Source organism: Pseudomonas sp. LW8 (assembly GCF_041956865.1).
GTDB lineage: Bacteria > Pseudomonadota > Gammaproteobacteria > Pseudomonadales > Pseudomonadaceae > Aquipseudomonas > Aquipseudomonas siliginis.
Map to the genome: position 1 here is coordinate 2104361 of NZ_CP168138.1, position 26501 is coordinate 2130861.

The following is a 26501-nucleotide window of genomic DNA, read 5'->3' on the forward strand; positions in this document are numbered from 1 at the left end:
TTATTTGTCCTCCAGCAGGTGAGTCGCAAAATCGTTGCGCAGGGCATCGATGCCTTCCAGGCGATCGGCCGGGTCCGGCACGCGCAAGGTCAGGCAGGCAATCAACGCCTCGACCTGCGCCAGCGCCGGCACCATGGTGTCGAACGGCGACGCCGATTCCACCGGCGCGCTGATGATCAGGTCCGCCAATTCGCGCAGCGGCGAGGCGTAGACATCGGTGAACAGCACCACCCGCGCGTTGTTGTTCTTCGCCGCCTGCGCAACGCGCAAAGCCTGGGTCTGGTAGCGCCGGTAGTCGAACACCAGCACCACGTCCTGACGTTGCAGGTCGAACAAGCGGTCAGGCAGCAGCGCGTTATCTTCCAAGGCGAAACAGCCGGGACGCAGCAGACGCAAATGGTTGAGCAGGTAATTGGCCAGCAGAATGCTGAAGCGGCCACCAAAACAGTAGACCTGATGGCGGCTGTCGAGCAGCCATTCCACGAGGATGCGCACGTCCTCAGGCTGGGTCAGGGCTTGGGTGTCGACCAGCAAACGCTGGCTGTCCGCCAGGTAATGCGCCCAGGCATCGTCCTTGTTCTGCTGCGAGCGCGGCTGCAACAGCGTGCGCGGTGAACGCAGGCGATGGTCCATGTCGCTGAGCAGGGCTTCCTGGAATTCGGCATAACCGCCGAAACCGAGCTTTTTCACCAGACGCACGATGGTCGGATCGCTGACACCGGCATGTTCGGCCAGTCGCGCCATAGGCCCGAGACCGTTACGTGGATACTGGTCAAGCAGGGCGCGAACGACTTTGCGCTCCGACGGCGTCAGGTCCAGGCCGGGGTCGGTGATCAGGTCTCTGAGAGGGGGCATCCGGGCTCCTGCTGGATGGGGGTGTCGAATTCGTTTCACAATCCGTTAAACGAGTATTTATGTAATGGGTGCTACATGTCTAGCGAATTTTTGTACAGGTTTTTCGAGCACCAAAAGTGTGCAGAGTGCCCGTGTAGCAAGGCTTACGCGGAAGTTGCATCGTTTTGTAGTCCTTTGCCTTCGCTAGTGTCAGACATTGCCCGTGGCGCGCGCGTGGCTAGAGGCCGGGCTACGCTGAGGAGCACGGTTTTACGGCACAATGGGCCGCAAATCTCTTGGTGACCGTTATTTTTATATATTTCGAGCGAGTACATGCTTGTGCCAAGTAGCCGTTTGACACTGATTTGCCATGCGCGAACCGTCGCACAGAAACTGGCGCGTTTTCCTACGGACGAGCCTGTTGAAGAGTTGCATTTAGCTTCTGACGCGTGGAGGGCGCGATTCGCCCCGCCATGGCGACTGATTTGCGCGCCTGAGCTGCGTACCCGGCAAACGGCAGCGTGGTTTGGCGTCGATGCGCAGATTGATCAAGCCCTGCGCGATTGCGATTGGGGACGCTGGCACGGCCAGTCGATCAAGGATTTGCAGGCCAACCACGCCGACGCGTTGTCAACCTGGCTGGCCGATCCTGAAGCCGCACCCCACGGCGGCGAATCGGTCAGGCAACTGACGCAGCGGGTCTCAATGTGGCTGGACTCCATCGCCGAAACCCCAGGACATGTAGTGGCAGTCACGCATCCGTTCGTCATGCGCGCGGCGCTGATGCAGGTGCTGCAGGGCGCAGCGTTCAATGCGATCGACGTCGAGCCACTGGCGATGATCGACTTGCGCTTCAATGGCATCTGGCGGCTACGCTTGCCGGGCATGGCCCTTGAAGAGGAACACTGATGAAACAGCTGCTGGTCATCGGCATTGGTGCCGGCAATCCGGACTACATCACGATGCAGGCGGTGAAAGCGCTGAATCGGGTCGATGTGTTCTTTTTGCTGGATAAAGGCCAGAGCAAGCAGACGCTGATCGATCTGCGCCGCGAGATCTGCGAGCGCTACATCACCGACCACGCACATCGCTTTGTCGAAGCCAGCAGTCCGGAGCGCGAGCGCGGCGATGTCGACTACACGGCGAGCGTCGATGCACTGAACCTCGCCAAGCAGCAGACCTTCGAACGGCTGATCAATGAAGAATTGTCCGACGGCCAGTGCGGCGGATTCCTGATATGGGGCGATCCGGCGTTATACGACAGCACATTGCGGATTCTTCAGGCGATTCAGGCAACAGGCCGCTGTGAATTCGACTATGAAGTCATCCCCGGGATTACCAGTGTTCAAGCCTTGGCTGCGCAGCACAAAATACCTTTGAACACGATTGGTCGCTCAGTAGAAATCACCACAGGCCGGCGATTGGCGGCGGGGCAGGTGGGTGAAGCGGACAGTCTGGTGGTGATGCTTGATGCCGAGGATTCCTACCAGCGGGTGGCGGATCGGCAGACCGAGATTTTCTGGGGCGCTTACCTGGGCACGCCGGACGAGATACTGCTCAGCGGCCGGCTGGCGGAAGTGGCCGATGAGATCGAACGGGTGCGCAAGGCGGCGCGAGCGGAGCATGGCTGGATCATGGATACCTATCTGTTGCGCAAGCCTTGAGTGGTTGGCGCCTGAACAAGCGCTTTCGCGAGCAGGCTCGCTCCCACAGGGAAATGCGTTGCAGAATGTGGGAGCGAGCCTGCTCGCGAAGGGGCCAGAACATTCACCACCGATTGTAGACAGGCAAAAAGAAACCCGGTGCAACGCAAATCGCACCGGGTTTTTTGTTGCCAGCCAACAGCGGATGTCGTGGATCCGCCGTCAACCTTGAACTCCGTATCAGCCGCGTTCCAGCGCCAAAGCCACGCCCTGACCGCCGCCGATGCACAAGGTCGCCAGACCTTTTTTCGCATCGCGCTTGAGCATTTCGTGCAGCAATGTCACCAGCACGCGGCAACCTGATGCGCCGATCGGGTGACCGAGGGCGATGGCGCCACCGTTGACGTTGACCTTGTCCAGATCCCATTGCAGGTCTTTGGCCACGGCCAGCGATTGCGCAGCGAACGCTTCGTTGGCTTCGATCAGGTCGAGCTGATCGATGCTCCAGCCGGCCTTGTCCAGGCAGCGGCGGGTGGCCGATACCGGGCCGATACCCATGATCGCCGGATCGACGCCAGCGTTGGCGTAGGCGGCAATCCTGGCCAGAACCGGCAGGCCCAGCGACTTGGCTTTCTCGGCACTCATCAGAATCACGGCGGCGGCACCGTCGTTCAGCGACGAGGCGTTGCCTGCGGTGACGCTGCCGTCCTTTTTGAACGCCGGACGCAGTTTCGCCAGAGATTGTGCGGTGGTATCGCCGCGTGGCTGCTCGTCGACCTTGAACGCGACCGGATCGCCTTTGCGCTGCGGGATCAGGATCGGCGTGATTTCATCAACGAAGCGCCCGACCTCGATCGCAGCGGCAGCTTTCTGCTGGGAAGCGGCAGCGAAGGCGTCCTGCTGTTCGCGGCTGATCTGGTATTTGTCGACCAGATTCTCGGCAGTGATGCCCATGTGGTAATCGTTGAACGCATCCCACAGGCCATCGCTGATCATGGTGTCGACGATTTGCGCGTGGCCCATGCGCAGACCGGTGCGCGCACCCGGCATGATGTAGTTGGACAGGCTCATGTTTTCCTGACCGCCGGCGATGATCACCTCGGCGTCGCCGCAACGGATCGCTTGCGCGCCCAGGTGCAGAGCCTTGAGGCCGGAACCGCAAACCTTGTTCAGGGTCATGGCCGGTACGGCGTGGGGCAGGCCAGCCTTGATTGCGGCTTGACGTGCCGGGTTCTGCCCGGCGCCAGCGGTGAGCACCTGGCCCATGATCACTTCATCGACCTGCGCACCGTCGAGGCCGGTCTGCTCGAGCAACTGGCGGATCACCGCCGCGCCCAGGTCTACTGCGGATACATTGGCCAGGGAGCCCTGAAAACTGCCGATCGCGGTACGCGTGGCGGCAACAATGACGACGTCTTGCATGTGCGAATTCCTCACTGGGCAGCGAACTGCATTTCCGGTACGTGATCCGGGACGATCAGTTTACCAGCGGTTTTGGCGACGATTTCCTCAACACTGACGCCAGGTGCGCGTTCCTTGAGGACAAAAGCGCCATTTTCGATTTCCAGATAGGCGAGGTCGGTCAGCACGCGCTTGATGCAGCCGGCACCGGTCAGCGGCAGGCTGCATTTGGCCAGCAGCTTGGACTCACCGTCCTTGGACGCGTGGGTCATGATGACAATGATGTTGTCGGCGCCGGCCACCAGATCCATCGCGCCGCCCATGCCCTTGACCAGTTTGCCGGGGATCATCCACGAAGCGATGTTGCCTTCAACATCCACTTCAAAGGCACCAAGGACGGTCAGGTCGACATGGCCGCCGCGGATCATCGCGAAGGATTCGGCGGAATTGAAGATCGACGCGCCGATCCGAGCCGTCACCGTTTGTTTACCGGCGTTGATCATGTCGGCATCGATGGTTTCTTCGGTCGGGAACGGGCCCATGCCGAGCAGGCCGTTTTCCGATTGCAGCATGACTTCCATGCCTTCGGGGATGTAGTTGGCGACCAGGGTCGGAATGCCGATGCCGAGGTTCACGTAGTAGCCGTCCTGCATTTCGCGGGCGACGCGCTGAGCCATTTGTTCGCGGGTAAGTGCCATGTTGTTGTTCTCCGTAGGCCTGAATTATTTGCGGACGGTGCGCTGTTCGATGCGTTTTTCGAACGTGCCGCAAATGACCCGGTCGACGTAGATGCCCGGGGTGTGGATCTGCGTCGGGTCGAGTTCGCCGGGCTCGACGATTTCCTCGACTTCGACCACGGTGATCTTGCCGGCGGTCGCGGCCAGCGGGTTGAAATTCTGCGCGGTGTGACGGTAAACGACGTTACCGAAATGGTCGGCCTTCCAGCCTTTGACGATGGCGAAGTCGCCGGTGATGGATTCTTCCATCAGGTACTTGCGGCCCTTGAACTCGCGCACTTCCTTGCCTTCAGCAACCGGGGTGCCAACGCCAGTGGCGGTGAAGAACGCCGGAATGCCGGCGCCGCCCGCGCGCATCTTCTCGGCGAGGGTGCCTTGCGGGGTGAGGATGACTTCGATCTCGCCCTTGAGCAGTTGCTCTTCAAACAGCTTGTTCTCGCCGACGTAGGAGGCGATGACTTTGCTGATCTGGCGGTCGGTGAGCAGCACGCCAAGGCCGAAACCATCGACGCCGCAGTTGTTGGAAACCACGGTGAGATCACGGGTGCCCTTGCGCTTGATCTCGGCGATCAGGTTTTCCGGAATGCCGCACAGACCAAAGCCGCCGGCGATGACTGTCATGCCGTCTTCCAGCCCGGCCATCGCTTCCTCGTAGGAATACACACGCTTGTCGAAACCTGCCATAGGCACCTCTTTTATTATTTGCGGGCGGCTGGCTAGCCGAATGACTGGAGTGTCTCTCTGCTGGATATATTTGTTAAGTTGATTTTTCCGGTTGATTGATTGATAAATCTCACCAATACGCGTTCGGCGATGATCGTTCCCACGCAGGAGCGTGGGAACGATCAGGGCCATCGCATCACGGCTTGCAGCTTGACGCTTGCCGCTCGCAACTGGAGCAAAGCGACCATGACCATCAAACAGATCCGGGCCTTTCTCGCCGTGGCCCACAGCCTCAGTTTTGCTGTGGCCTGCGAGCGTCTGCACCTGTCGCAGTCAGCGCTCAGCCTGACCATCAAGGCGCTGGAAGAGGGCCTGGGAGGGCGTCTGTTCAGCCGCAACACGCGTAATGTCGCGCTGACCCCGGAAGGCGAGTCCCTGCTGCCGCTGGCGCGCCGCTTGATCGCCGACTGGGACAACGCCGAAGACGAGATGCGCCAGCGTTTCAGCCTGCAACGCGGACGCGTGACGCTGGCGGCGATGCCGTCGTTTGCCGGCAATCTGCTGCCGCCGATTCTCAAGAGCTTCCGCGCGCGTTATCCGAACGTCAACGTGACGGTCAACGACGTGATCAACGAGCAAGTGCTGGAAATGGTCCGCGATCGTCAGGTTGAACTCGGTGTGGCGTTCGCGCCGATGCAGAGCACATCGATGACGTTCACGCCTTTGTATGTCGATCGTTTTGTCGCCGTGGTGCCGGCCGATTCAGCGCTGGCCGGTCGCGCCGACATCGATTGGCAGACCTTGCTGGAGCAACCGTTCATCACCCTGCAGCGGCCATCAACGGTGCGGGTGATGCTGGAAGAGCATTTGCAGGCGCGCGGAATGAAGTTGCCGGTGGAGTTCGAGAGTCATCAATTGGCGACGGTCGGGCGAATGGTTGCCAGCGGGCTTGGGGTCAGCGCGGTGCCGGCATTGTGCGCGGGGCAAATGCGTGAGCTGGGCGCGCATTGCCTGACCTTGAATGATTCGGTGGAACGGGCGATTGGTGTGTTGACCGAGCCGGGCAATGACCTGTCGGCGGCGGCGCAGGCGTTGTTCGAGATTCTCAAGGCTGAAGATTTGCAGCGCCAGTTCGATTTCCCCCTCACCCCAGGAACGCGGAAACAGAGCGTCGAACGCTGATTCAGTGTGGGAGCGAGCCTGCTCGCGAAGAACGATAACGCGGTCTAAACCTTGGCCACGCGCCACAGATACCAGGCCGCGACCGTCCGATAAGGCTTCCACGCCTGGCCAATCTCGATCATCTGTTTGCGCGTTGGCTGCACCTCCAGTCCCTTCAAGCGCCGATATCCCTCACGCACGCCAAAATCATCCGCCGGCAGGATGTCCATGCGTTCGAGGCTGTAGATCAACAGCATCTCCACGGTCCAGCGGCCGACCCCGCGCAGGCTGGTCAGGCGTTCTATCATGGTTTCATCGTCCATCGCCCGCGCAGTCGGGTAATCCGGCACCACGCCATCCAGCGTCGCCTGGGCGATCCCTTGAATCGTCGCAATCTTGCTCGCCGAAAAACCACAAGCACGCAGTCGCTCGACCTCGGTAGCCAGAATCTGCTGCGGACGCGGAAACGCCTGGCCGGGGAACAACTCCACCAAACGCCCAAGGATCGCATCGCCGGCCTTGGCGTGCAGTTGCTGATAGGCAATCGCCCGGACCAGCGATTCATAAGGGTCGCGTGCCGGATGTGGCTGATGCAGACATGGCCCGACGCTGCTGACATGGCGCTGCCAGTCAGTGTCTATCGCGGCCAGAAAAGCGCTGGCCGTCTCATACATGTCAGCCATCTTGCGGTGATTCGAACGTACTCATCGAAATCCTTGTTTGCGTGTTGGATCGCATGGCTCAAAAAGCCAATTGTTGAGTCATTTGCAGCGCAGCGTTTTCCAGCCTGAGCAGGAATGCCTTGCGCGGTTGTCCGCCACCATAGCCGGTCAGCGATCCGTCTGCGCCGATCACTCGGTGGCACGGCACCACAATCGACAGGCGATTGTGCCCGTTGGCCAGGCCGACGGCACGGCTGGCGCCGGGTTTGCCCAAGCCTGCCGCGATGGCGCCGTACGTGCTCGTGCGGCCATAGGGAATTTGCAGCAGCGCCGCCCACACCTCGCGTGCAAAAGCGCTGCCGGGCAGGTGCAGCGGCACGCTGAACTGAGTCAGTTTGCCGGCGAAATAATCCGCCAGTTGCACCTCAATCTGCTGCAAGTGGGCGTTATGCCCCGGCGCAACCGCGTAGCCATAACGATTCTGCAGCGCTTCGACTTCGCGGGTCAGCGCCGGTCGATCGAGAAACTCCAACAACACCAGCCCACGCTGCTCAGCCATGGCGATCATCGGCCCCAGCGGCGTGGTCAGGCGGGTGAACAGCAACGGCTCACTGTTGGCCGCACGGCCCGGGGTGATGTGGAAGGACTTCTGAAACGCATCGCGAAAACCGCTGAGCGACTCGTAGCCGGAGTCGAACGCCGCGTGATCGATCGAAGTGCCTTGCCTGATCCCGCCCAGGGCCATGCCAAGGCGACGTGTGCGCAGCCAGGCGTGGAAGGTCATACCGAAGTGCTGCTTGAACCAGCGTCGCAGTTTCAGCGGTTCGATGCCCTCGGCGAGCAATTGCGCATCGCTCCAGCGCCGTTCGGGATCGGCGTCCACCGCATTGAGCAGGCGCTGCACCCAGTCCGGGGCAATGGCTGCCGCGTCCAGCGGTTTGCAGCGCAGGCAGGCGCGGTAACCAGCGCACAGGCATTCGTCGGCGTGGGCGAAGAATTCGACGTTTTCCGGTTTCGGCTTGCGCGCCGTGCAACTGGGACGGCAAAAGATCCCGGTGGTTTTCACGGCGGTGAAGAACACGCCTTCATAGGCAGTGTCGCGCTCGAGCATGGCGCGAACCATTTCGGCGTGGGGCGGCAGGACAGCGGCTGGTATGTTCATGGCCAGAGAGTAAATCCGCTTTGTCGATGGCTCCACCGAAAAATCGACAGTGAATTTTTTCCCTTGTGCAGCACAATGAGCGGGTCGCCGCTTTCGAGGAAGCCAACTCATGCATCCGTTTTCCATTCAGCACATCGATCATATCGTCCTGCGCGTCGCCGACCTGCAACGCAGCATCGATTTCTACGCCAGGGTGTTTGGCGCCGAAGTGGTCAGGCATAACCAGCCACTGGGGCTGGTGCACCTGCGGGCCGGTACGTCGATGATCGATCTCGTCGATTTGGCGGGCGAACTCGGGCGCAAGGGCGGTGGCGCGGCGCAGGCGCAGCGACGCAATGTCGACCACTTCTGCCTGCGCATCGAACCGTTCGACGAAGCCGCGCTCATCGCCCATCTGCAATCGTTCGGGCTGACCGTTGCACAAGCCGCCAGGCGTTTTGGCGCCGAGGGTTACGGCTTGTCGCTGTACTGTTTTGACCCGGACGGCAATCAGGTCGAACTCAAAGGCCCGTCCGAGAGCGATCAGCCAGCGGTTTCCTGAAGCAGCAGCTCGGCCACTTGCCCGAGGGCCGAACGGCCGTTTTGCGCTTGTTCAGACGCCAGATTGAACAGCGCCAGTTGCCGATCGGCGCTGGTGCCGCTGTCGATGATCGTCCGCGCACGCTCGAACAACTGCGCCGCGCCCAATACCTGTGCCGTTTCGGCAAAACGCTGCTCGGCCAGTTCCAGCCATTGCGCGAGCGAACAGTCGCCGTCGATGCCTTCGACCAAAAAGCGCGCATGAATCCCCTGATGTTTGGCCCGCCAGCGATTTTCCTCCAGCATCGAACGTGCGGTCTGGTCATAGAGCAATCCTGGCCGCCGCTGCGCACTGGCGTGAGCCACCAATACGCGGAAAAACGCCGCCAGGGTCAGCGCATCGTCGACGCGAGGGCAAGCGTCGGTCATACGCAGTTCCAGGGTCGGAAAACGCGCGGCCGGGCGCACGCCCCACCAACACTCGCCGGGCTTGCTGATCGCGCCGATACGCATGAGCAACGCCAAGTGTTCGTCGTAATGGCGCTGATCGGCAAACAGCGGCGGGATGCCCATGCGTGGCCACTCGTCACACGCGGTCTGCCGATAGCTCATGAAGCCGCTGGCGGCGCCATCCCAGATCGGCGACGAACAGCTCAGTGCCAACAGCAGCGGCGTCCAGGGCAGCACTTCGTTCATCACCGCAATGCGATCCAGCGGCTCTGCCACCTCGACGTGCACATGCAGCCCCGACAACACGCTGCGCCGGGCAACATGGCCGTAGCGCTCGAACAGATGATGGAAATGTTCCTCGTCGGTCGGAACCTGCTCGCGCCAGTCGGCCAGCGGATGACTGCCGGCGCTGAGCACGCCCAGAGCAAACGGTTCAAGGGCTGCACCCAAGGCCTGACGGCTGCCACGCAGAAAATCACTGGCGTGCTCGAAATCGCTGAATACCGGCGAAGCCACTTCGATCTGCCCCTGAAACATCTCCGTGGCAAACCACACACCCAGCGCCGCCCGGCAAGCCTCGATGGCCTGTGGCGGCGGACTGCCGATCATGCGCAGGCTCTGCAGGTCAGTGAGAAAGTACTCTTCCTCAATGCCGAATCGCGGGTGGCTCATGACGGTGCTCGAGCAAGTGGTTCTCTTGAGAACCGTGCGCCGTTGCGGTGGTTCACGCCAGGCGACCAGTGCCCCGCGAATGCACCGTTGGTCTTGTCCATTGCACTTGAGCGGCCAGGGCGTTTCCAAACAAGTCCGATCAACGTGTTCTGGAGGCAGACATGAGCAACCCATCCAGCAACGACAAAGCACTTAACCAAACCGTCAATCCCAACGACGACGGCTTCGCCATCGGCACGGCCGGGCGTGATGAAGACCCTAACGCCACCACCGACTGGGATGTCAGTCGTGACAACGAAGATGTCATGACGCCGGACGATACTCGCGGCCTGCCCGGTTATCCCGGGGCCGAAAAAAACAATCCTTCGAAACCCGTTGCCGACAGCAGCGTACCGGCCAACGGCGACCCATCGGTGCAGAACGACGGCGCTGATTGAGGTGGTCAGCAGTGGCGGGATAGTGGCGTCGGTCGAACTTTTCTGATCCGGCGCCACTCTGAACCTGTCATAGGGTCGCAGTTCGACAGAAAAAACGCTTCGGCAGTCAGAAAAAGCTGCGTGGCGTGATAAATTCCCCCCACGTCGAGCCCACCCAGAATGGCCCCTGCCGGGTCCCACCAAGAGCGATCTACATGCAAGCAAAGGCCCGTGAGGTTTATGTGCCACCGGTGCTGCAAGATCTGCGGGCCGGCACAGCCGAACTGCACATCGCACTGGAAAAACGCCTTCCTTTTTTTACCGATACCCTCGATACCCCCGCATTCGAGCGCTTGATGGCGGCCTATTACGGTTTTTATCAGCCGCTGGAACGGGCGTTGCTCGCCAGTGGCGCTGTCCCGGATGATTTCGATCTGACGCCTCGTTTGAAGGCCGAGACCTTGCACGCCGACCTGCGCGCACTGGGCGCGACGACCAATGATTTGCCGCTGTGCGAGGACTTGCCGGTGATCGACTCCAGCGCCGCCAGTCTCGGTGTTTTGTACGTGCTCGAGGGCGCCACTCTCGGCGGACAGATCCTGCGTCGGGAGATCGCCGCGCGGCTGAATCTGGACGCCGACAATGGCGCTGCCTTCCTCGATGTCTACGGCGCGGCCACCGGGCGGCGCTGGCGCGAGTTCATCGAATACCTGAGCAACCGGCCCATGGCGGCCAGCGAACGCGCGGCCGTGGTCAGCGCAGCACAAACCACATTCAGCTGTTTCGAGCAGTGGCTCGAGCGCCAGGAGGTACTGGCATGAACCCGCAAGACCCACAAGCCTTTGAAGAACTGCTGGCCAACTGTGCCGACGAGCCGATCCGCTTTCCTGGCGCGATCCAGCCCCATGGTTTGCTGCTGACCCTGACCGAGCCTGCGCTGCAGATCATTCAGGTCAGCGCCAACGTCGAAGCCCTGCTGGCCCGCGCGCCCGAATCCTTGATCGGCCAGCCGCTGCACAGCCTGATCGGCGCCGAACACACCGCGCACGTGCTCGAAGCCTTGCAGCAGACAGCGTTTTCCGAGGCGGCGCCGCTACGATTCGAGCTCAACGGCACTGAATTCGAAGGTTTGCTGCACCGCCATCAGGGCGTGCTGATTCTCGAGCTGGAAATTCATGTGAAGAATTTCCAGCCGCGCAACGTCGCCGGGGTCAATACCCACCTGGGCCGCATGCTCCAGCGCCTGCAAGCGGCGACCACGCTGCAGGCCCTGTACGACATCAGCGTCAAGGAAATCCAGGCGATGACCGGTTACGACCGGGTGCTGATCTATCGCTTCGAGGAAGAGGGCCACGGTCAGGTCATCGCCGAAGCGTCCGATCCGTCGATGGAAGTGTTCAACGGCCTTTTCTTCCCGGCTTCGGACATTCCCGAGCAGGCGCGCGAGCTGTATCGCACCAACTGGTTGCGGATCATCCCCAACGCCGATTATCAGCCAGTGCCACTGGTGCCGAAGCTGCGCCCGGACACGCAGACGCCGCTGGACCTCAGTTTCGCCACGCTGCGCAGCGTCTCGCCGATTCACTGTCAGTACATGAAGAACATGGGCGTGCTGTCGTCGATGAGCATTTCGCTGCTCAAGGGCGACAAGCTCTGGGGCCTGATCAGCTGCGGCAATCGCCAGCCGCTGCACGTGCCGCATGAATTGCGCATGGCTTGCCAGACCATCGGCCAGGTCCTGTCGTTGCAGATCAGTGCCATGGAAACCCTTGAACTGACCCGCCAGCGTGAAGAGAAGGTCGAAGCGCTGGCGCGGCTCAATCAGGCGATGGTCGATTCGCCGCAAAATGTTTTCGACGGCCTCGCCCAGCAGCCAGCGACGCTGATGGCGCTGGTCAATGCCGGCGGCATCGCGATCATCGAAGACAAGCAGTTGCACCGTTACGGCAACTGCCCGGCGCCGGAAGAAATTCGCGCGCTGCACAAGTGGTTGCAGGCGCGCGGCGAGCCGGTGTTCGCCAGCCATCACCTGTCCAGCGTTTACCCGCCGGCGGCGCAGTATCAGTCTGTGGCCAGCGGTGTGCTCGCCATGAGCCTGCCCAAACCGGTGGACAACGGCGTGCTGTGGTTCCGTCCGGAAGTGAAGGAAAACATCAACTGGAGCGGTGACCCGCGCAAGCCGCTGGATCTGGAAACCTCCGACGCCGGGATGCGCCTGCGTCCGCGTACTTCGTTCGAGATCTGGATGGTCGAGATGGCCGGGATCTCCACCAAGTGGAGCCACGGTGACCGGTTCGCCGCCAATGATCTGCGCCGTTCAGCGCTGGAAAACGATCTGGCCCGTCAGGTACGTCGCGAGCAGGCGGCTGTGCAGGCGCGCGATGATCTGGTGGCGGTGGTTTCCCACGACCTGCGCAACCCGATGACGGTGATTTCGATGCTCTGCGGCATGATGCAGAAAGCCTTCAGCTCGGAAGGCGCGCACACTTCGCGGCGTATCTCCACTGCAATCGACACCATGCAGCAGGCCACGGCGCGGATGAACACGCTGCTGGAAGACCTGCTCGATACCTCGAAAATCGATGCCGGGCGTTACTCGATCACCCCGCAGGCGCTGGAGGTCGGGCACATCTTTGAAGAGGCACAAGCGTTGCTGTCGCCTCTGGCCCATGACAAGGACATCAGCATTTCCTTCCAGGCCGATCCTGACCTGCGCATCCACGCCGACCCCGAGCGGCTGTTTCAGGTGCTGTCGAACCTGGTGGGCAACGCCATCAAGTTCACCCCGCGCATGGGCACCGTCGGCGTACACGCGAAATCGGTGGGCGACGAGATCGTGTTCATCGTGCGTGACAGTGGTGAAGGCATTCCCAAGGAGCACTTGCCGCATGTGTTCGACCGCTACTGGACGATAAAGGAAGGCAACCCGACCGGCACTGGCCTGGGTTTGTACATCACCCAAGGCATCGTCGAAGCCCATGGCGGCCAGATCGTCGCCGAGAGCGAGCCGGGGCAGGGCAGCGAATTCCGCTTCACCGTGCCGCGCCTCGCCTGAGTGCCCCCTGTAGGTTTTGATCGTTCCCATGCTCTGCGTGGGAATGCCTCTACGGACGCTCTGCGTTCGGCTCTGAATGGGACGCAGAGCGTCCCGGGCTGCATTCCCACGCAGAGCGTGGGAACGATCAGATCAGATTCGTATCCTCAGGGTCATTTTCTTCAATACCGCAAATCCCCCGCTCGCTACCGTAGCCACCTCGTTCCTCGATTGAAGCAGGTGTGCAATGAGTCTGATTCTTTCCATGGCGGCGTTTGCCCTCGCCGCATCCATCACCCCCGGGCCGGTCAATATCGTCGCCTTGAGTTCCGGCGCGCAGTACGGTTTCCGCGCCAGCCAGCGGCACGTGGCCGGGGCGACGTTGGGGTTTGTGCTGTTGCTGGTGCTGATGGGCTTGGGCCTGCATGAGGTGCTGCAATTGTGGCCGTTCATGACCCGCGTGGTGCAATGGGCCGGGGTGGCGTTCCTGTTGTTCATGGCCTGGAAACTGGCCAGCGATGACGGCCAACTGAACACCAGCGAGTCCGGCCGTGCGCCGTCGATGCTCTATGGCGCGGTGATGCAATGGCTCAACCCCAAGGCCTGGCTGGCATGCGTCGCCGGCATGGGCGCGTTTGTCGCCGACGGCGAGGCGCGGCTGGTCTGGCAGTTTGCGGCGGTGTATCTGGTGATCTGCTATCTGTCGGTGGGCTGCTGGGCGTATGCCGGGACGTTTTTGCGCGGTTATCTGAGCAATGCCGCCGGGATGCGCTGGTTCAATCGGTTGATGGCGTTGTTGCTGGCGGTGAGTGCGCTTTATTTGCTGTTCACTTGATTGACAGGCCCACCACAACCCCCTGTGGGAGCGAGCCTGCTCGCGAATGCGGTGGATCAGTCAGTGAAGTGTTGAATGACACACCGCTTTCGCGAGCAGGCTCGCTCCCACAAGGGGGGTAGTGTTCAACTTCGAGTATGAAGTCAGCCGCGATACTGCCCCGGCGTTGCCGCCAGATGTTGTTTGAACGCTCGCTGAAAATGCGCCTGATCGGCAAACCCGGCCTGGAGCGCGACATCGGCAATCAACTGGCCGCTGCGCAAGCGCTCGCGGGCGAACTGGATGCGCTGGTTGACCAGGAAGGCATGGGGCGTCATCCCGTAGCGCTGCTTGAACGCGCGAATCAGGTATGACGGCGACAGCTGCGCCGCCGCGCAAATCGCCTCGAGGCTGAGCACTTCGGTGCAATGTCCCCGGATGAAATCAGCGGCGCGTTCCAGCTTGAAATTCGGCTCATCGACGGGCTCATCCGCCGGATTGAGGCGGACCTGCAAATCACTGAAAAACTCTACCGCCGCGCTGTGTTTCGCCAGCGCCTCCATTTGGTCGTCGAGCAAAACCTCATACAACCCCATCAATTTGCCGAACAGCTCGGCATCAGCCAGATGCGTGTCGGAAAATCGCCGGAATTCCAGCTCCCCGGCAAACCCCAATTGATGCTGCAAATCCGTCAGCCACGGCGTTTCGACATACAACATCACGTACGACCAAGGCTGATCATCGATCGGATTGCAGGCGTGTACATCGCCGGGATTCATCAGCACCACGGTGCCGGCCGCCACCTCAAATTGCGCCTGCTCATGCACATAGGTACTGCGCCCGGCGGTGATTGCGCCGATGGAAAAGTGCGCATGGGAATGCCGCGCATAACAGACTTCACGCCCATCCGCGATCGCCCGCGCTTCGATGAAGGGCAGGGCGTCGTCGCGCCAGAAGCGCGGGGCTTTCTCGGGGTTTTTCGCAGCGGCGTGTTTCATCGTGATCGTCCCGGCAGGTCAGCGTCCGAGTGTATTAGCTCTGGCCGGCGAATGCCCGTTGCAGTGCGGCAACATTGAGTTCTTTCATCTGAAACATCGTCTGCATTGCAGCGCCGACTGTTATAGGCTCTGGGGGCGTGACACCACGAGCGCGATGGAGCTGAACCATGACTGCATTTACCGGCGGATGCCTGTGCGGCGATGTGCGTTTTGAAGCCTCTGGCGAGCCTTACCGGGTCGGGCTGTGCCATTGCCTGGACTGTCGCAAGATCCACGGTGCGCTGTTTCATGCCTCGGCGATTTTTCCTGAGGACGCGGTGACCATCAGCGGTGAAACCCATGAGTATCAAGGGCGGCACTTTTGCCCGCGCTGTGGTTCGTCGGTGTTCAATCGCAGTGGTGATGAGGTCGAGGTGAACCTCGACGCGCTGGATGCGCCGGATCAGTTGAAGCCGACCTATGAGAGCTGGATTGTGCGGCGTGAATCGTGGTTGCCGGATTTTCCGCTGGCCAGGCATTACCGTGGTGATCGTGAAGGCAAAGGGCGGGCAGAGGGGTAGGGGATTGATTCAGCCTTCAGCACGCTTGCGATTTCTGTGGGGGCGAGTCTGCTCGCGAAGGCTTTTTGTCAGGCGGTGGTTTTTTTTGAGTGAGTACATATCCGTTGCTGCGGTAACGGCTGCTTATGGTTCCGCCCTTACGGCGGGTCACCTTTTTCAAACGCCAAAAAGGTAACCCAAAAGGCTTGCTCCTGCGTTCGGCCCTCGCAGGCTCGGGTTCCTTCGCTGCGGGATCGATCCGGGCGCAGCGGCTCCGGTTTGCTTCGCTGCACCTCCTTCCGCTGTGTCTGGCTGCGCCAGACGGTCGCTGCGCTCCCACGCCCGGATCAATCCCTCCACTCAGCCTTCCGACGTCGCCGGTGGATCAAGATCAAAAGCAGGCGAGCTGACACTCGGCCTAAGGCGAACGCGGAGACTGTAGGAGCTGCCGAAGGCTGCGATCTTTTGCTCTTGCTCTTGCTCTTGCTCTTGCTCTTGTAGGAGTGAGCCTGCTCGCGATAGCTATCTCAAAGATACGAATGAACAGCAGATCTACCCTGATCCCTGTGGGAGCTGGCTTGCCAGCGATGGCGGCCTTGTAGCCGACCAGTCTCTGACGGATATACCCAATCCCAACTGTGGGAGCTGGCTTGCCAGCGATGGCGGCCTTATAGCCGACCAGTCTCTGGCGGATATACCCAATTCCAACTGTGGGAGCTGGCTTGCCAGCGATGGCGGCCTTATAGCCGACCAGTCTCTGGCGGATATACCCAATTCCAACTGTGGGAGCTGGCTTGCCAGCGATGGCGGCCTTATAGCCGACCAGTCTCTGGCGGATATACCCAATTCCAACTGTGGGAGCTGGCTTGCCAGCGATGGCGGCCTTATAGCCGACCAGTCTCTGACGGGTACACCCAATTTCAACTGTGGGAGCTGGCTTGCCAGCGATGGCGGCCTTGTAGCCGACCAGTCTCTGACGGATATACCCAATCCCAACTGTGGGAGCGAGCCTGCTCGCGAAAGCGGAGTGTCATTCGCAGATAATTGGACTGTAGAGACGCCTCGCGGGCAAGCCCGCTCCCACAGGGGATCAGTGTTTGCCAATTGCAGTAAGCCTGATTGAGGCGGTTACCCGCGAATAAACGCCAACAAATCAGCATTGATGGTTTCCGCTTGCGTCGTCGGCATGCCATGCGGAAATCCCGGGTACGACTTCAGTGTGCCGTTGGGCAGCAGTTTCGCCGATAACGGTGCGGAGTTGGCGTAGGGCACGATCTGGTCATCCTCGCCGTGCATCACCAACACCGGCACGGTGACTTTTTTCAGGTCTTCGGTGAAGTCAGTCTGCGAGAACGCGACGATGCCGTCGTAGTGCGCCTTGGCGCCACCGATCATGCCCTGGCGCCACCAGTTGGCGATGGTCCCTTCCGACGGCTCGGCGCCAGGGCGGTTGTAGCCGTAGAAAGGTCCGCTCGGCACATCGCGATAAAACTGCGCACGATTTGCCGCCAACTGCGCCTGAAAGCCATCGAACACCGATTTCGGCAAACCGCCCGGGTTGCTTTCGGTCTGCACCATCAGCGGTGGTACGGCGCTTATCAATACCGCTTTGCTGACCTTGTCCTGACCATGCCGGGCGATGTAATGGATCACTTCGCCGCCGCCGGTGGAATGGCCGACGTGGACAACGTTGCGCGTACCCAGATGATTGACCACCGCCAGCACATCGTCGGCGTAGTGATCCATGTCGTGGCCGTCCCAGACCTGGCTTGAGCGGCCATGCCCGCGTCGATCATGAGCAATCACCCGAAAGCCCTGTGCCAGGAAAAACAGCATTTGCGCATCCCAGTCATCCGAGCTGAGCGGCCAGCCGTGGTGGAAGTGGATCACCGGCGCGTCGCGCGGCCCCCAGTCCTTGTAGAAGATGTCGACGCCGTCTCGAGTGGTGACAAAGCCCATATTCGTTACTCCTGACCTGTGATGGACAACCGCGAGGTTCGCGGGCCGGTTGCGCAGAGATACGACGACTCAGTGCGAGCCGTTATCAACTGTAGGAGCAAAGCCGGGGTCTGCATGACCGCTGGTCACAACGTGTGGCTTGCTGCGCAAATTAGGCTTTGCTGAAAGGGATAAGCGCGGGCGTCCGTAGGTTTTTGCGACCACAGCGACGCCCCTTTGCAATACGTGAGTCTGAGGAAATCACCCGATGCTGACCCTGAATATCAATGGCAAGGACCAAGAGCTCGATGTCCCCGCCGACATGCCGCTGCTCTGGGTTCTGCGCGATATCGCGCACCTGACCGGGACCAAGTTCGGTTGCGGCATGGCCCAGTGCGGCGCCTGCACCGTGCACGTCGACGGCGCGCCATTACGCTCCTGCATTACCCCGGCGACTGCCGTCGCCCATGGGCAGAAAATCCTCACCATCGAGGGCTTGTCCACCGATGGCTCGCACCCGGTGCAGCAGGCCTGGGCCGAGCTGGACGTGGTGCAGTGCGGTTATTGCCAGTCCGGGCAGATCATGTCCGCCGCCGCGTTGCTGGCGAAAATTCCCAAGCCCACCGACAGCGATATCGATCAGGCGCTCTCCGGCAATATCTGCCGCTGCGGCACCTATCCGCGCATTCGCGCTGCGGTCAAACGCGCCGCCGAAATCGGCTGATTCATTCTGTGGGAGATGAACGATGAACAGTCCCGTATCGCGTCGCGGTTTTCTCAAGGGCAGCGCACTGTTAAGCGGCGGCCTGATGGTGGCGTTTGTGGTGCCCGGGGCCAACCGCTTTGCCCGGGCGGCAGAAAATCAGAACAAGACCTTCGCGCCCAACGCGTTCCTGCGCATCGCGGCGGACAACAGCGTCACCGTGCTGCTCGGTCATTCGGAAATGGGCCAGGGCATCTGGACCGGCCTGACCATGCTGATCGCCGAAGAACTGGACGCCGACTGGTCGAAAATCCGCGTCGAGCACTCGCCAGCCTCAGCGGCGGATTACGGGTTGCCAGCATTTGGCGGCATGCAGATCACCGGTGGCTCGACGTCGACCTGGATGGAATTCGACCGCTATCGACTGGCCGGGGCGACGGCACGGCAGATGCTGGTGGAAGCGGCTGCGAAACGTTTCGACGTCGCGCCGTCGACGATTCGCACTGAGTCCGGCGTGGTCATCGTCGGGGACCACCGCGCGACCTACGGCGAACTGGCCGATGCCGCCGGGCAACTGCCGGTGCCTGACCCGAAAACCATCACTTTCAAGGAAGCCAAGGACTGGAAAGTCATCGGCAAACCGACCAAGCGTCTCGACACCCCGGAGAAGATCACCGGCCGCGCCAGATTCGGCATGGACGTGCAGTTCGAAGGCCTGATGACCGCGATGGTCGCCCGCGCGCCGGTGTTTGGCGCCACGGTGAAAACCTTCGAAGGCGCCGCAGCGCTGGCCATTCCCGGCGTGCACAAGGTTGTGCAGGTGCCCAGCGGCGTAGCGGTGGTGGCCGAGCATTTCTGGGCGGCGAAGCTGGGCCGTGATGTGCTGAAGGTCGATTGGGACCTGGGGCCGTTGGCCGGCATGAGCAGTGAAAAGCTGCTGGAGAGTTTCCGCAAACTGGCGGCGACGCCGGGCACCTCGGCCACGCAGGCTGGAGATGCCAAGGCCAATTTCGGCAAAGCCGCGAAAAAAATCGAGGTCGAATACAGCGTGCCGTATCTGGCCCACGCGCCGATGGAACCGCTCAATTGCACGGTGAAAATCAGCGCCGGCAAATGCGAAATCTGGACTGGCACGCAGTTTCAGACCCTCGACCAAATGGTCGCCAGCAAGATCACCGGGCTCAAGCCCGAGCAGGTCGAAATTCACACGGAATTTCTTGGTGGTGGCTTCGGTCGCCGTGCCAATCCGACTTCGGATTTCGTCGCCGAAGCGGTGCAAGTGGCGAAAGCGGCGGACCTGCCGGTGAAAACCGTGTGGGCGCGCGAGGACGACATTCGCGGCGGCTACTACCGCTCGATGTACCTGCACAAGGCGCAGGTCGGGCTGGGTGCTGATGGTTTGCCGATGAGCTGGCAGCATGTGCTGGTCGGCCAGTCGATCATGGCCGGGACGATGCTCGAGGCAGCGATGGTCAAGAACGGCATCGATGCCACCTCGGTCGAGGGCGTGGCCGACAGTCCGTACATCAAGGATCTGCCTCATCATCAGGTCGATCTGCATTCGCCGCAGACCGGCATCAATGTGTTGTGGCTGCGTTCGGTGGGCCACACCCACACGGGTTTTGTCATGGAATCGCTGATCGATGAACTGGCGACGGCGGCGGGCAAGGATCCGGTGGAGTACCGACGAACGCTGCTCAAAGCGCACCCGCGCCACCTTGGCGTGCTCAATCTGGCGGTGGAGAAGGCCAATTGGGGCGCACCGTTGCCGGACGGGCATGCTCTGGGCGTGGCGGTGCACGAGTCGTTCGGCAGCTACGTGGCGCAGGTCGCCGAGGTTTCGCAGGACAATCTGGCGATCCGCGTGCATCGGGTGGTCTGCGCGGTGGACTGCGGCATTGCGGTTAATCCGCAAAGCATCGCCGCGCAGATGGAATCGTGCATCACCTTCGGTCTCGGCATGGCGTTGCACAGCAAGCTCACCGTCAAGGACGGCGGCGTCGTGCAATCCAACTATCACGATTATCAGGTGCTGCGGCTCAACGAAATGCCGGTGGTGGAAGTGCACATCGTCCCCAGCAGCGAAAAACCCGGCGGCATCGGCGAGCCCGGCGTGCCACCGACCGCGCCGGCGGTGGCCAACGCAGTGTTCGCCTTGACCGGGCAGCGCCTGCGCGAACTGCCACTGCAATTGTCGGGGGTGTGAGATGAAACGACATCTTGTGTTGGGCACCGTCGTGTTGCTGGGCCTCGGTGGCTATGCCTCGGACCTGTTTGCCGAGGATCAGCAGGCCTTGAAAGCCTTCGACACGGTGCAGAAAGTCTTTCAGAGCCCGCGCTGCCAGAACTGCCACATCCCCGGCGATTCGCCGTTGCAGTTCGACGCCGGCATCCCTCACGCGATGAATGTAGTGCGCGGCATGGATGGCAAGGGCGCCGCTGGTTTGCCCTGCGCCACCTGTCATGCTGAAAGCAATCCGCCGGCCAGTTATGGCCCCCATGCGCCGCCGGGTGCGCCGCACTGGAGCCTGCCGCCAGCGGCACACAAAATGGCCTGGATCGGCCTGCCCTCGGACAAGCTCTGCGCGATGATCAAGGACCGCGCGAGCAACGGCGATCGGGATTTTGCCGCACTGTTAAAACACGTCAGCGAAGACAAACTGGTGCTCTGGGGCTGGAATCCCGGGGCAGGGCGCGCACCGGTGCCGGTGCCGCACGATATTTTCGTCGCGCAGTTCAAACTCTGGGCCGATGCCGGCGGGCCGTGTCCGGTGGCGCAAATGTGATGCCCCGACGATTAAGCGCTACGCTGAACGCATGACTGTCTACGGAGTGTGCGCATGCTGGTGCCCGGAAAACCTGCCAATGAAGCTGCACGAATCGACGCCTTGCACGGCCTCAACCTCGACTCGGCCCCTGAAGAGCGTTTCGATCGTCTGACGCGCCTGGCCAAGCGCCTGTTCAACGTGCCGATCGCCCTGGTCACGCTGGTCGACAAGGATCGCCAGTGGTTCAAGTCCTGTGTGGGTCTGGATGTCAGCGAGACGTCCCGCGATGTCTCGTTCTGCGGCCATGCGATTTTGCAAAACGAGTTGATGCTGGTGCCCGATGCGCTGGAAGATTTGCGCTTTCATGACAACCCGTTGGTCACCGGCGCACCGAATATTCGCTTTTACGCCGGTTATCCATTGACGGTGCCGGACGGTAACAAAATGGGCACCCTGTGCCTGATCGATACCAAACCCCGCCATCTCGACGACGAAGAGCGTGCCTTGTTGCGCGACCTCGCGGAGATGGCCGAGCAAGAGCTGACGGCGGTGCAGATGGCAAGCATGGATGAACTGACGCTGCTGTCCAATCGCCGTGGTTTCAAGCAACTGGCCCAGCATGCGCTGGATGCCTGCGCACGTTTGAACCGACCGGCGACGCTGTTGTTTTTCGATCTCAACGACTTCAAGCAGATCAACGATCTGTACGGCCATGCCGAAGGCGACAGCGCGCTGAAGACCTTCGCCGATGTGTTGCGCATTGCCTTTCGCGAGAGCGATGTTGTCGGGCGCTTGGGTGGTGATGAGTTCGTCGCGTTGCTGACCGGCTCGAGCCACGTTGAAACCACGCGGATCATGGCGCGGCTCAAGGAAATCCTCGAAGAGCGCAACGCCACGCTGCACCGCGGTTATGCGATTCGCTTCAGCGTCGGCCAGATCGAATACGACCCCAAACGCCACGAAACCGTTGATCGCCTGCTCGCCGATGCGGATGGCGCGATGTATGCGCACAAGCAAGCTCTGAAAGGCTGCTAGCACCGGCACCATCGCTGGCGAGCCAGCTCCCACAGAGTCCAGTGACGTTAATGAGGTGTGAGTTCACCTTGAATCCCGTGGGAGCGGGCTTGCCCGCGATGGCGGTGGGTCAGGCAATTTGATGCTGGCTGATGGAATGTCTTCGCGAGCAGGCTCGCTCCCACAGGTCTCGATGGCGCGGAGGATTTTTCAGTTCAGCACCATCTATGTGGGAGCGAGCCTGCTCGCGAACGCGTCAGCCGATCTATCGCCGGATTCGCCAGTGCTCAGCGCTTGGGCGGGCTCAGCTTCTGGTAAAACGCCAGCCATTTCTCGTGACTGGCAGCGGCATCCTCGAGTTCGGGCACGCGCAATGCGTCTTGCAAGGCTTGCGCTTTGAAAGCATCGAACAGATGCCTGACGGCAGTGCTGGCGATGGCGTTGACTGTGTTGGAGGCGAAGGTATCGGGCACGGCGGCGCGCTCCTGTTGCGCCAGGGGGGCGCCCTGAATATCGAGGCGAGTAAGGAACGCGTTACAAGTGGCATTCAAGCGAGGCTGGGAGCCGTGCCTGTAGGCTTCGGCGTCGAGGGGCAGCGATTTCGCCGCATCATTTGCCCCCGATGGTTTGAGTAATGCAAGGTCGATATCGCGACGCAGCACCACTTCATTCCTGCCAGTGAAAATCTCGAAGACTCTGGCTGGACTCCCACTCAGCAGCGACAAGATGCCGAATGGCGCAGTGCTGGCGTCAGCCAGCTTGTCCGTGGCTGCCGATACTGGCCGCAGGGCGAGCAGTTCCAGCTCGTGATCTTCGATGTCGATTCGCTGCGCGAACGGCAAGCGACAGAACGCTTCCTTGAGAAATGCGATATGTGCGTCCTTCATTTGCCTCAGGCGTGCGCTCAGTGCCGCATGGAAGTAGGTCGCCACATTGTGCAGTCTGGGCAACGAGGCAAGCATGGGGGCCAGTTGCAACTGTGCATTGCTCGATTGCCATCCCGCCAGCTTCCCTGTCAGCTTGCCGGCGACATGCAATTCGCTCAGCGAGTAATGCGCTGAAAAGGTCTGCGGGTTGGCGTCTGCAACAAACAGCGCCTTCTCCGTGAGGTAGGGGGAATCGCTGAACACCTTGCGCAGATCGGCCAGGGCAACCGTGACGGGAGTGGGCGGTGCCGAAAGGAACGCCCGCCGATAAAGATCGTTCAACAGGCGATTGTGGTTGCGGAACAGGACATCGGCCTGCTTCAGCGTCGTGGCGTCATAAACAGTCACCGGAAATTCGGCATTGCGCTGGATCAGCCCTCTGGCAACCGCCCAGTCAACGACCAGTGAGGCACAGGAATCCTCGCGCAGGAATTTGTAGAAGTGCGTGGGGGCCGGGCCTTTGGTCAGTTGGTTCAGTTGCTCATAGCTCATCAGGCGTGCCACACCCGGCATTTGGCTTTCGATATACAGCACGACCTGCTTCAGCCTGACCCAACGCGAACAGCTCATGTAACAGAGTGATGGCGGAATATGCCGGGTCAGAAACTCCGGCGCTATACCGGACAACAACAGATGGGTGGCCAACGTCTTGTTTTTGACCGATGCAAGAGCGGGCTGCCGATCAATGAAGCGGCGTACCTCGTCATAGCTGTCGCCCCAGAAATCACGCCCCTCCAGACGTTGCACGACAATACGGTTCAAATCCTCACCCGCGTTCGGCTCCAGGCTGAGAATCAATGCAGCGAGCAACAGGCGATCGCGGTTGGTGGCCAGCAGGCGTTTCTCCTGCGCCGGAGCGCCCAGAGTCTTCACCAGCAGATTGCCCAGCGTTTGCGCGCGCGGTGTGATCAGAATACGGCTGATCAGGTAGTCGGCTTTTGCCTGGAGCGTTTTGAGCGGCAGATCGGTATCGACACCCTCACTGATGTAGTCGATCAACGGCGGCGAGTCTACGGGTAAAAACGCCTGTGTGGTGTCGATGATGCTCTGACGCTGTTGCGCCGTGAACCGTTCGGTTTGTGTCCACGGCTGGCCGAGCAGATACCAGTGATTCATATGCCCGGGGCGGGTGTGCAGATTGATCCTGAACCATTTCACCAGCGCGAGGGCTTGCTCGACAGTATTCGGCAAAAGCAGATTGTAGAAGCGCAGCATTTGCCCAAGGGTGACTTTACCGCTTGAACGCAAGGCGCCGCCGGCTTTGCTTGCCTTGGCCTTGAGCTGGTCGCGAAAGAGTTTCAGATCAGCCTGTTTTTCCACCTGCGCCGTCAGGGTGACCCAGCCTTTTACGCTGGCAGTACCGACATGACCGGATTCGGTGACGAGCAATTGACTGTCGGCGGGCAGTCCGTGCTGCTGCAGGATGGCTTGAAAATCCTCATCGGCGCTGAGTGTCTGCAATTGACGCTGGCCATACTTCATCCGTCCCGCCAGCGCGGAATCCGGATGGGGCTCGCTGATTTCCTCGTAATCGATCTTGGCCTTGGGCGCTTTGTTCCAGCTCAGCGCTTCAAGGCGTCGCACGATGTGCCGGTTATCTTCCAGAGCGCCAAATTCTTCACGATAACTGCGGATGGGGTCGTTGCTTTGCACGTAATCGCTGACGTAGGGCAGCGCCGGCCAGCTTTGCTGGCGCAGGCGTTGCGCAAGTGCCCTGGCTTCGCGAGCATCTTGCGGCAACGCAAACTCATAGCGGCCCAGAAGCTCGCCCAGTTTGAGGCGCGGCCCTCTGGCGGGTGCAGAAACAGAGGCCGAAGTGAGCGTTACCGGGGTGTCGAGAAAGCCTCGCTGCTCGAAAGGGTCGCTCGCCAGCAGCACTTCATCGATTCGATTGGCGATCGCCCGAAAGTCTTCCAGTTGCGCGTTGCGTTCCTTCACTAGCGCCGACGTGCTCTGGCCGTTTTCATCGATGGCCGCCAGCCCGGTTTTCTTCAGCTCGGCGAGGATGACTCGGGCCTGAATCTGGTTTTGCGGTTCCGGGTAACCGTAGAACGCCAGCACCACTTGCCGTGGAAACCGATACAGCGGGTTGGCGGATTTACCGCCGATGTAGGGCAGGCCCAGCCCCGCAGGATCGATACGCTGGGAAATCGACAGCAGCATCGGCGCCATCTGCCACCAGCCTGAATCATCTTCCAGCGTGAACGTGCGAACGCCGTTGGAGCCGTTCGAGGGTGATTGCGCTTGCAGGGTATCGCCCTTGATCTGCAGGGTATCCAGATCGATGTTAAAGCCACTGGCCCAATCGAGAAATTCAGGGCGTTCGAGGGCGCTCCAGTAAAGCTCCATCCATTCGCGCAGCCGGCATGCACGGGGAACCTCCAGCGTGCGCGCCGGTGTGGCGGCGCTGACCACCGGTACGGCGGTCAATTCTGCGATGAGATTGTGAATCAGCGTCTGTTCGTGTACCGGTGTGTCGTCCATCTGCGCCTCCCTGGCGGCTGATAAGCATCGAGCGCCGAGTATCAAAGGCAGGGCAGGGTGGTTGGCGGTACATATGTAGTTGGGCGAGCTTTTCTGCAGGCATAAAAAAAACCCGCCGGATCCGGCGGGTTTTTCTATGGGCTACAGGAAGATCACTCTTCGATGTTGCCCATCGCGGTGGTGTTGAAGCCGCCGTCGACGTACATGATTTCACCGCTGATGCCCGACGCCAGGTCGGAGCACAGGAAGGCGCCGGCGTTGCCGACTTCTTCGATGGTGACGTTGCGGCGCAGCGGAGTCTGCGCTTCGTTGGCGGCCAGCATCTTGCGGAAGTTCTTGATGCCGGAAGCGGCCAGGGTGCGGATCGGGCCAGCCGATACGCAGTTGACGCGGGTGCCGTCCGGACCGAGGGAACCGGCCAGGTAACGGACGCCGGCTTCCAGCGAGGCTTTGGCCATGCCCATCACGTTGTAGTTCGGCATGGTGCGCTCGGCGCCCAGGTACGACAGGGTCAGCAGGCTGCCGTTGCGGCCTTTCATCATTTCGCGACCGGCCTTGGCCAGGGCCACGAAGCTGTAGGCGCTGATGTCGTGAGCGATGCGGAAACCTTCACGAGTGGTGGCTTCGGTGAAGTCGCCGTCCAGTTGGTCGCCCGGGGCGAACCCGACGGAGTGCACGATGCAGTCCAGACCGTCCCACTTCTTGCTCAGCTCTTCGAAGACCTTGGCGATTTCTTCATCGCTGGCCACGTCGCACGGGAAGCACAGCTCAGGGCTCGAACCCCAGCCTTGTGCGAACTCTTCGACGCGACCCTTGAGTTTGTCGTTCTGATAAGTGAAGGCAAGCTCAGCGCCCTCGCGATGCATGGCGGCAGCGATGCCGGATGCGATGGACAGCTTGCTGGCGACACCGACGATCAGTACGCGCTTACCGGCGAGAAAACCCATGTGTTGCTCCTCTTTC

General features: G+C 61.0%; 24 protein-coding genes. 13 read left to right on the forward strand and 11 right to left on the reverse strand.

The features are described from left to right. A complete protein-coding gene (locus AB9L16_RS09465) occupies nt 1–855 on the reverse strand; it encodes a MurR/RpiR family transcriptional regulator (RefSeq protein WP_095179557.1) in 855 nt (284 codons plus the stop codon). 318 nt (nt 856–1173) lie between these two features. On the opposite strand from AB9L16_RS09465, the gene AB9L16_RS09470 reads away from it, so the two are divergent. Further along, nucleotides 1174–1743 (forward strand): histidine phosphatase family protein, encoded by a 570-nt coding sequence (locus tag AB9L16_RS09470; RefSeq protein ID WP_375123761.1) that lies wholly within the window; start codon nt 1174–1176, stop codon nt 1741–1743. Continuing rightward, nucleotides 1743–2498, forward strand: coding sequence for a precorrin-6A synthase (deacetylating) (cobF, locus tag AB9L16_RS09475; RefSeq protein ID WP_375123424.1), 756 nt, complete (start codon nt 1743–1745; stop codon nt 2496–2498). The genes AB9L16_RS09470 and cobF overlap by 1 nt, the downstream gene beginning before the upstream one ends. Before the next feature lie 219 nt (nt 2499–2717). Here cobF and AB9L16_RS09480 read toward each other — a convergent pair whose 3' ends face one another. The 3 genes from AB9L16_RS09480 to AB9L16_RS09490 are packed head-to-tail and all read right to left on the reverse strand — an operon-like array spanning nt 2718 to nt 5299. Continuing rightward, entirely contained in the window at nt 2718–3899 is a 1182-nt protein-coding gene (locus AB9L16_RS09480) for an acetyl-CoA C-acetyltransferase (protein ID WP_375123425.1), read from the reverse strand. Nucleotides 3900–3910: 11 nt separating this feature from the next. Next, complete coding sequence (locus AB9L16_RS09485) at nt 3911–4576, reverse strand: CoA transferase subunit B (protein ID WP_016774134.1); 666 nt, start codon at nt 4574–4576, stop codon at nt 3911–3913. A 24-nt stretch (nt 4577–4600) separates the two neighbouring features. Beyond that, the gene (locus tag AB9L16_RS09490; protein WP_110645843.1) at nt 4601–5299 is read right to left on the reverse strand and encodes a CoA transferase subunit A; all 699 of its coding nucleotides are present in this window, start codon (nt 5297–5299) and stop codon (nt 4601–4603) included. Nucleotides 5300–5524: 225 nt separating this feature from the next. On the opposite strand from AB9L16_RS09490, the gene AB9L16_RS09495 reads away from it, so the two are divergent. Further along, the gene (locus AB9L16_RS09495; protein WP_252879856.1) at nt 5525–6460 is read left to right on the forward strand and encodes a LysR family transcriptional regulator; all 936 of its coding nucleotides are present in this window, start codon (nt 5525–5527) and stop codon (nt 6458–6460) included. Nucleotides 6461–6504: 44 nt separating this feature from the next. On the opposite strand, the gene AB9L16_RS09500 is transcribed toward AB9L16_RS09495, so the two are convergent. Continuing rightward, a complete protein-coding gene (locus AB9L16_RS09500; RefSeq protein WP_375123426.1) occupies nt 6505–7122 on the reverse strand; it encodes a DNA-3-methyladenine glycosylase family protein in 618 nt (205 codons plus the stop codon). Nucleotides 7123–7180: 58 nt separating this feature from the next. Next, nucleotides 7181–8263 carry a bifunctional transcriptional activator/DNA repair enzyme AdaA gene (locus AB9L16_RS09505; protein ID WP_375123427.1) on the reverse strand — a complete coding sequence of 361 codons (1083 nt, stop codon included), beginning with the start codon at nt 8261–8263 and terminating at the stop codon, nt 7181–7183. 109 nt (nt 8264–8372) lie between these two features. Here AB9L16_RS09505 and AB9L16_RS09510 point away from each other — a divergent pair, with 109 nt between their 5' ends. Next, nucleotides 8373–8804: a VOC family protein gene (locus AB9L16_RS09510; protein WP_375123428.1), complete on the forward strand. Its 432-nt coding sequence runs from the start codon at nt 8373–8375 to the stop codon at nt 8802–8804. On the opposite strand, the gene AB9L16_RS09515 is transcribed toward AB9L16_RS09510, so the two are convergent. Continuing rightward, nucleotides 8786–9904, reverse strand: coding sequence for a carboxylate-amine ligase (locus AB9L16_RS09515; RefSeq protein ID WP_375123429.1), 1119 nt, complete (start codon nt 9902–9904; stop codon nt 8786–8788). The genes AB9L16_RS09510 and AB9L16_RS09515 overlap by 19 nt on opposite strands. A gap of 161 nt (nt 9905–10065) precedes the next feature. Between AB9L16_RS09515 and AB9L16_RS09520 the strand changes: the two genes are divergently transcribed. The 4 genes from AB9L16_RS09520 (at nt 10066) to AB9L16_RS09535 (ending at nt 14189) form a co-directional block, all read left to right on the forward strand. Continuing rightward, a complete protein-coding gene (locus AB9L16_RS09520) occupies nt 10066–10341 on the forward strand; it encodes a hypothetical protein (RefSeq protein ID WP_122746962.1) in 276 nt (91 codons plus the stop codon). Between the two features lie 194 nt (nt 10342–10535). Next, entirely contained in the window at nt 10536–11141 is a 606-nt protein-coding gene (locus AB9L16_RS09525) for a biliverdin-producing heme oxygenase (protein WP_041478637.1), read from the forward strand. Next, a complete protein-coding gene (locus AB9L16_RS09530; protein ID WP_375123430.1) occupies nt 11138–13375 on the forward strand; it encodes an ATP-binding protein in 2238 nt (745 codons plus the stop codon). The genes AB9L16_RS09525 and AB9L16_RS09530 overlap by 4 nt, the downstream gene beginning before the upstream one ends. Nucleotides 13376–13601: 226 nt before the next feature. Then, nucleotides 13602–14189, forward strand: coding sequence for a LysE family translocator (locus AB9L16_RS09535; RefSeq protein ID WP_122750638.1), 588 nt, complete (start codon nt 13602–13604; stop codon nt 14187–14189). A gap of 143 nt (nt 14190–14332) precedes the next feature. On the opposite strand, the gene AB9L16_RS09540 is transcribed toward AB9L16_RS09535, so the two are convergent. Further along, nucleotides 14333–15166: a helix-turn-helix domain-containing protein gene (locus AB9L16_RS09540; protein ID WP_375123431.1), complete on the reverse strand. Its 834-nt coding sequence runs from the start codon at nt 15164–15166 to the stop codon at nt 14333–14335. Between the two features lie 167 nt (nt 15167–15333). On the opposite strand from AB9L16_RS09540, the gene AB9L16_RS09545 reads away from it, so the two are divergent. Further along, entirely contained in the window at nt 15334–15726 is a 393-nt protein-coding gene (locus AB9L16_RS09545; RefSeq protein ID WP_375123432.1) for a GFA family protein, read from the forward strand. Nucleotides 15727–16833: 1107 nt separating this feature from the next. Here AB9L16_RS09545 and AB9L16_RS09550 read toward each other — a convergent pair. Further along, entirely contained in the window at nt 16834–17664 is an 831-nt protein-coding gene (locus AB9L16_RS09550) for an alpha/beta hydrolase (protein WP_323621748.1), read from the reverse strand. 247 nt (nt 17665–17911) lie between these two features. Here AB9L16_RS09550 and AB9L16_RS09555 point away from each other — a divergent pair, with 247 nt between their 5' ends. Genes AB9L16_RS09555 through AB9L16_RS09570 form a run of 4 tightly spaced genes read left to right on the forward strand, consistent with a single transcriptional unit; the run spans nt 17912 to nt 22149 of the window. After that, nucleotides 17912–18367: a (2Fe-2S)-binding protein gene (locus AB9L16_RS09555; protein WP_041478642.1), complete on the forward strand. Its 456-nt coding sequence runs from the start codon at nt 17912–17914 to the stop codon at nt 18365–18367. Nucleotides 18368–18389: 22 nt separating this feature from the next. Further along, nucleotides 18390–20552, forward strand: coding sequence for a molybdopterin cofactor-binding domain-containing protein (locus tag AB9L16_RS09560; RefSeq protein ID WP_375123433.1), 2163 nt, complete (start codon nt 18390–18392; stop codon nt 20550–20552). 1 nt (nt 20553) lies between these two features. Beyond that, on the forward strand, nt 20554–21132 hold the full coding sequence (locus AB9L16_RS09565; RefSeq protein ID WP_375123434.1) for a hypothetical protein: 579 nt from the start codon (nt 20554–20556) through the stop codon (nt 21130–21132). Between the two features lie 54 nt (nt 21133–21186). Continuing rightward, entirely contained in the window at nt 21187–22149 is a 963-nt protein-coding gene (locus AB9L16_RS09570) for a sensor domain-containing diguanylate cyclase (protein ID WP_095179571.1), read from the forward strand. Nucleotides 22150–22415: 266 nt separating this feature from the next. Here the strand turns inward: AB9L16_RS09570 and AB9L16_RS09575 are convergent, their stop codons facing one another. Next, entirely contained in the window at nt 22416–25583 is a 3168-nt protein-coding gene (locus AB9L16_RS09575; RefSeq protein ID WP_375123435.1) for a hypothetical protein, read from the reverse strand. Nucleotides 25584–25690: 107 nt separating this feature from the next. Next, nucleotides 25691–26485 (reverse strand): enoyl-ACP reductase FabI, encoded by a 795-nt coding sequence (fabI, locus tag AB9L16_RS09580; protein ID WP_003202751.1) that lies wholly within the window; start codon nt 26483–26485, stop codon nt 25691–25693. Between the last annotated feature and the right edge of the window lie 16 nt (nt 26486–26501).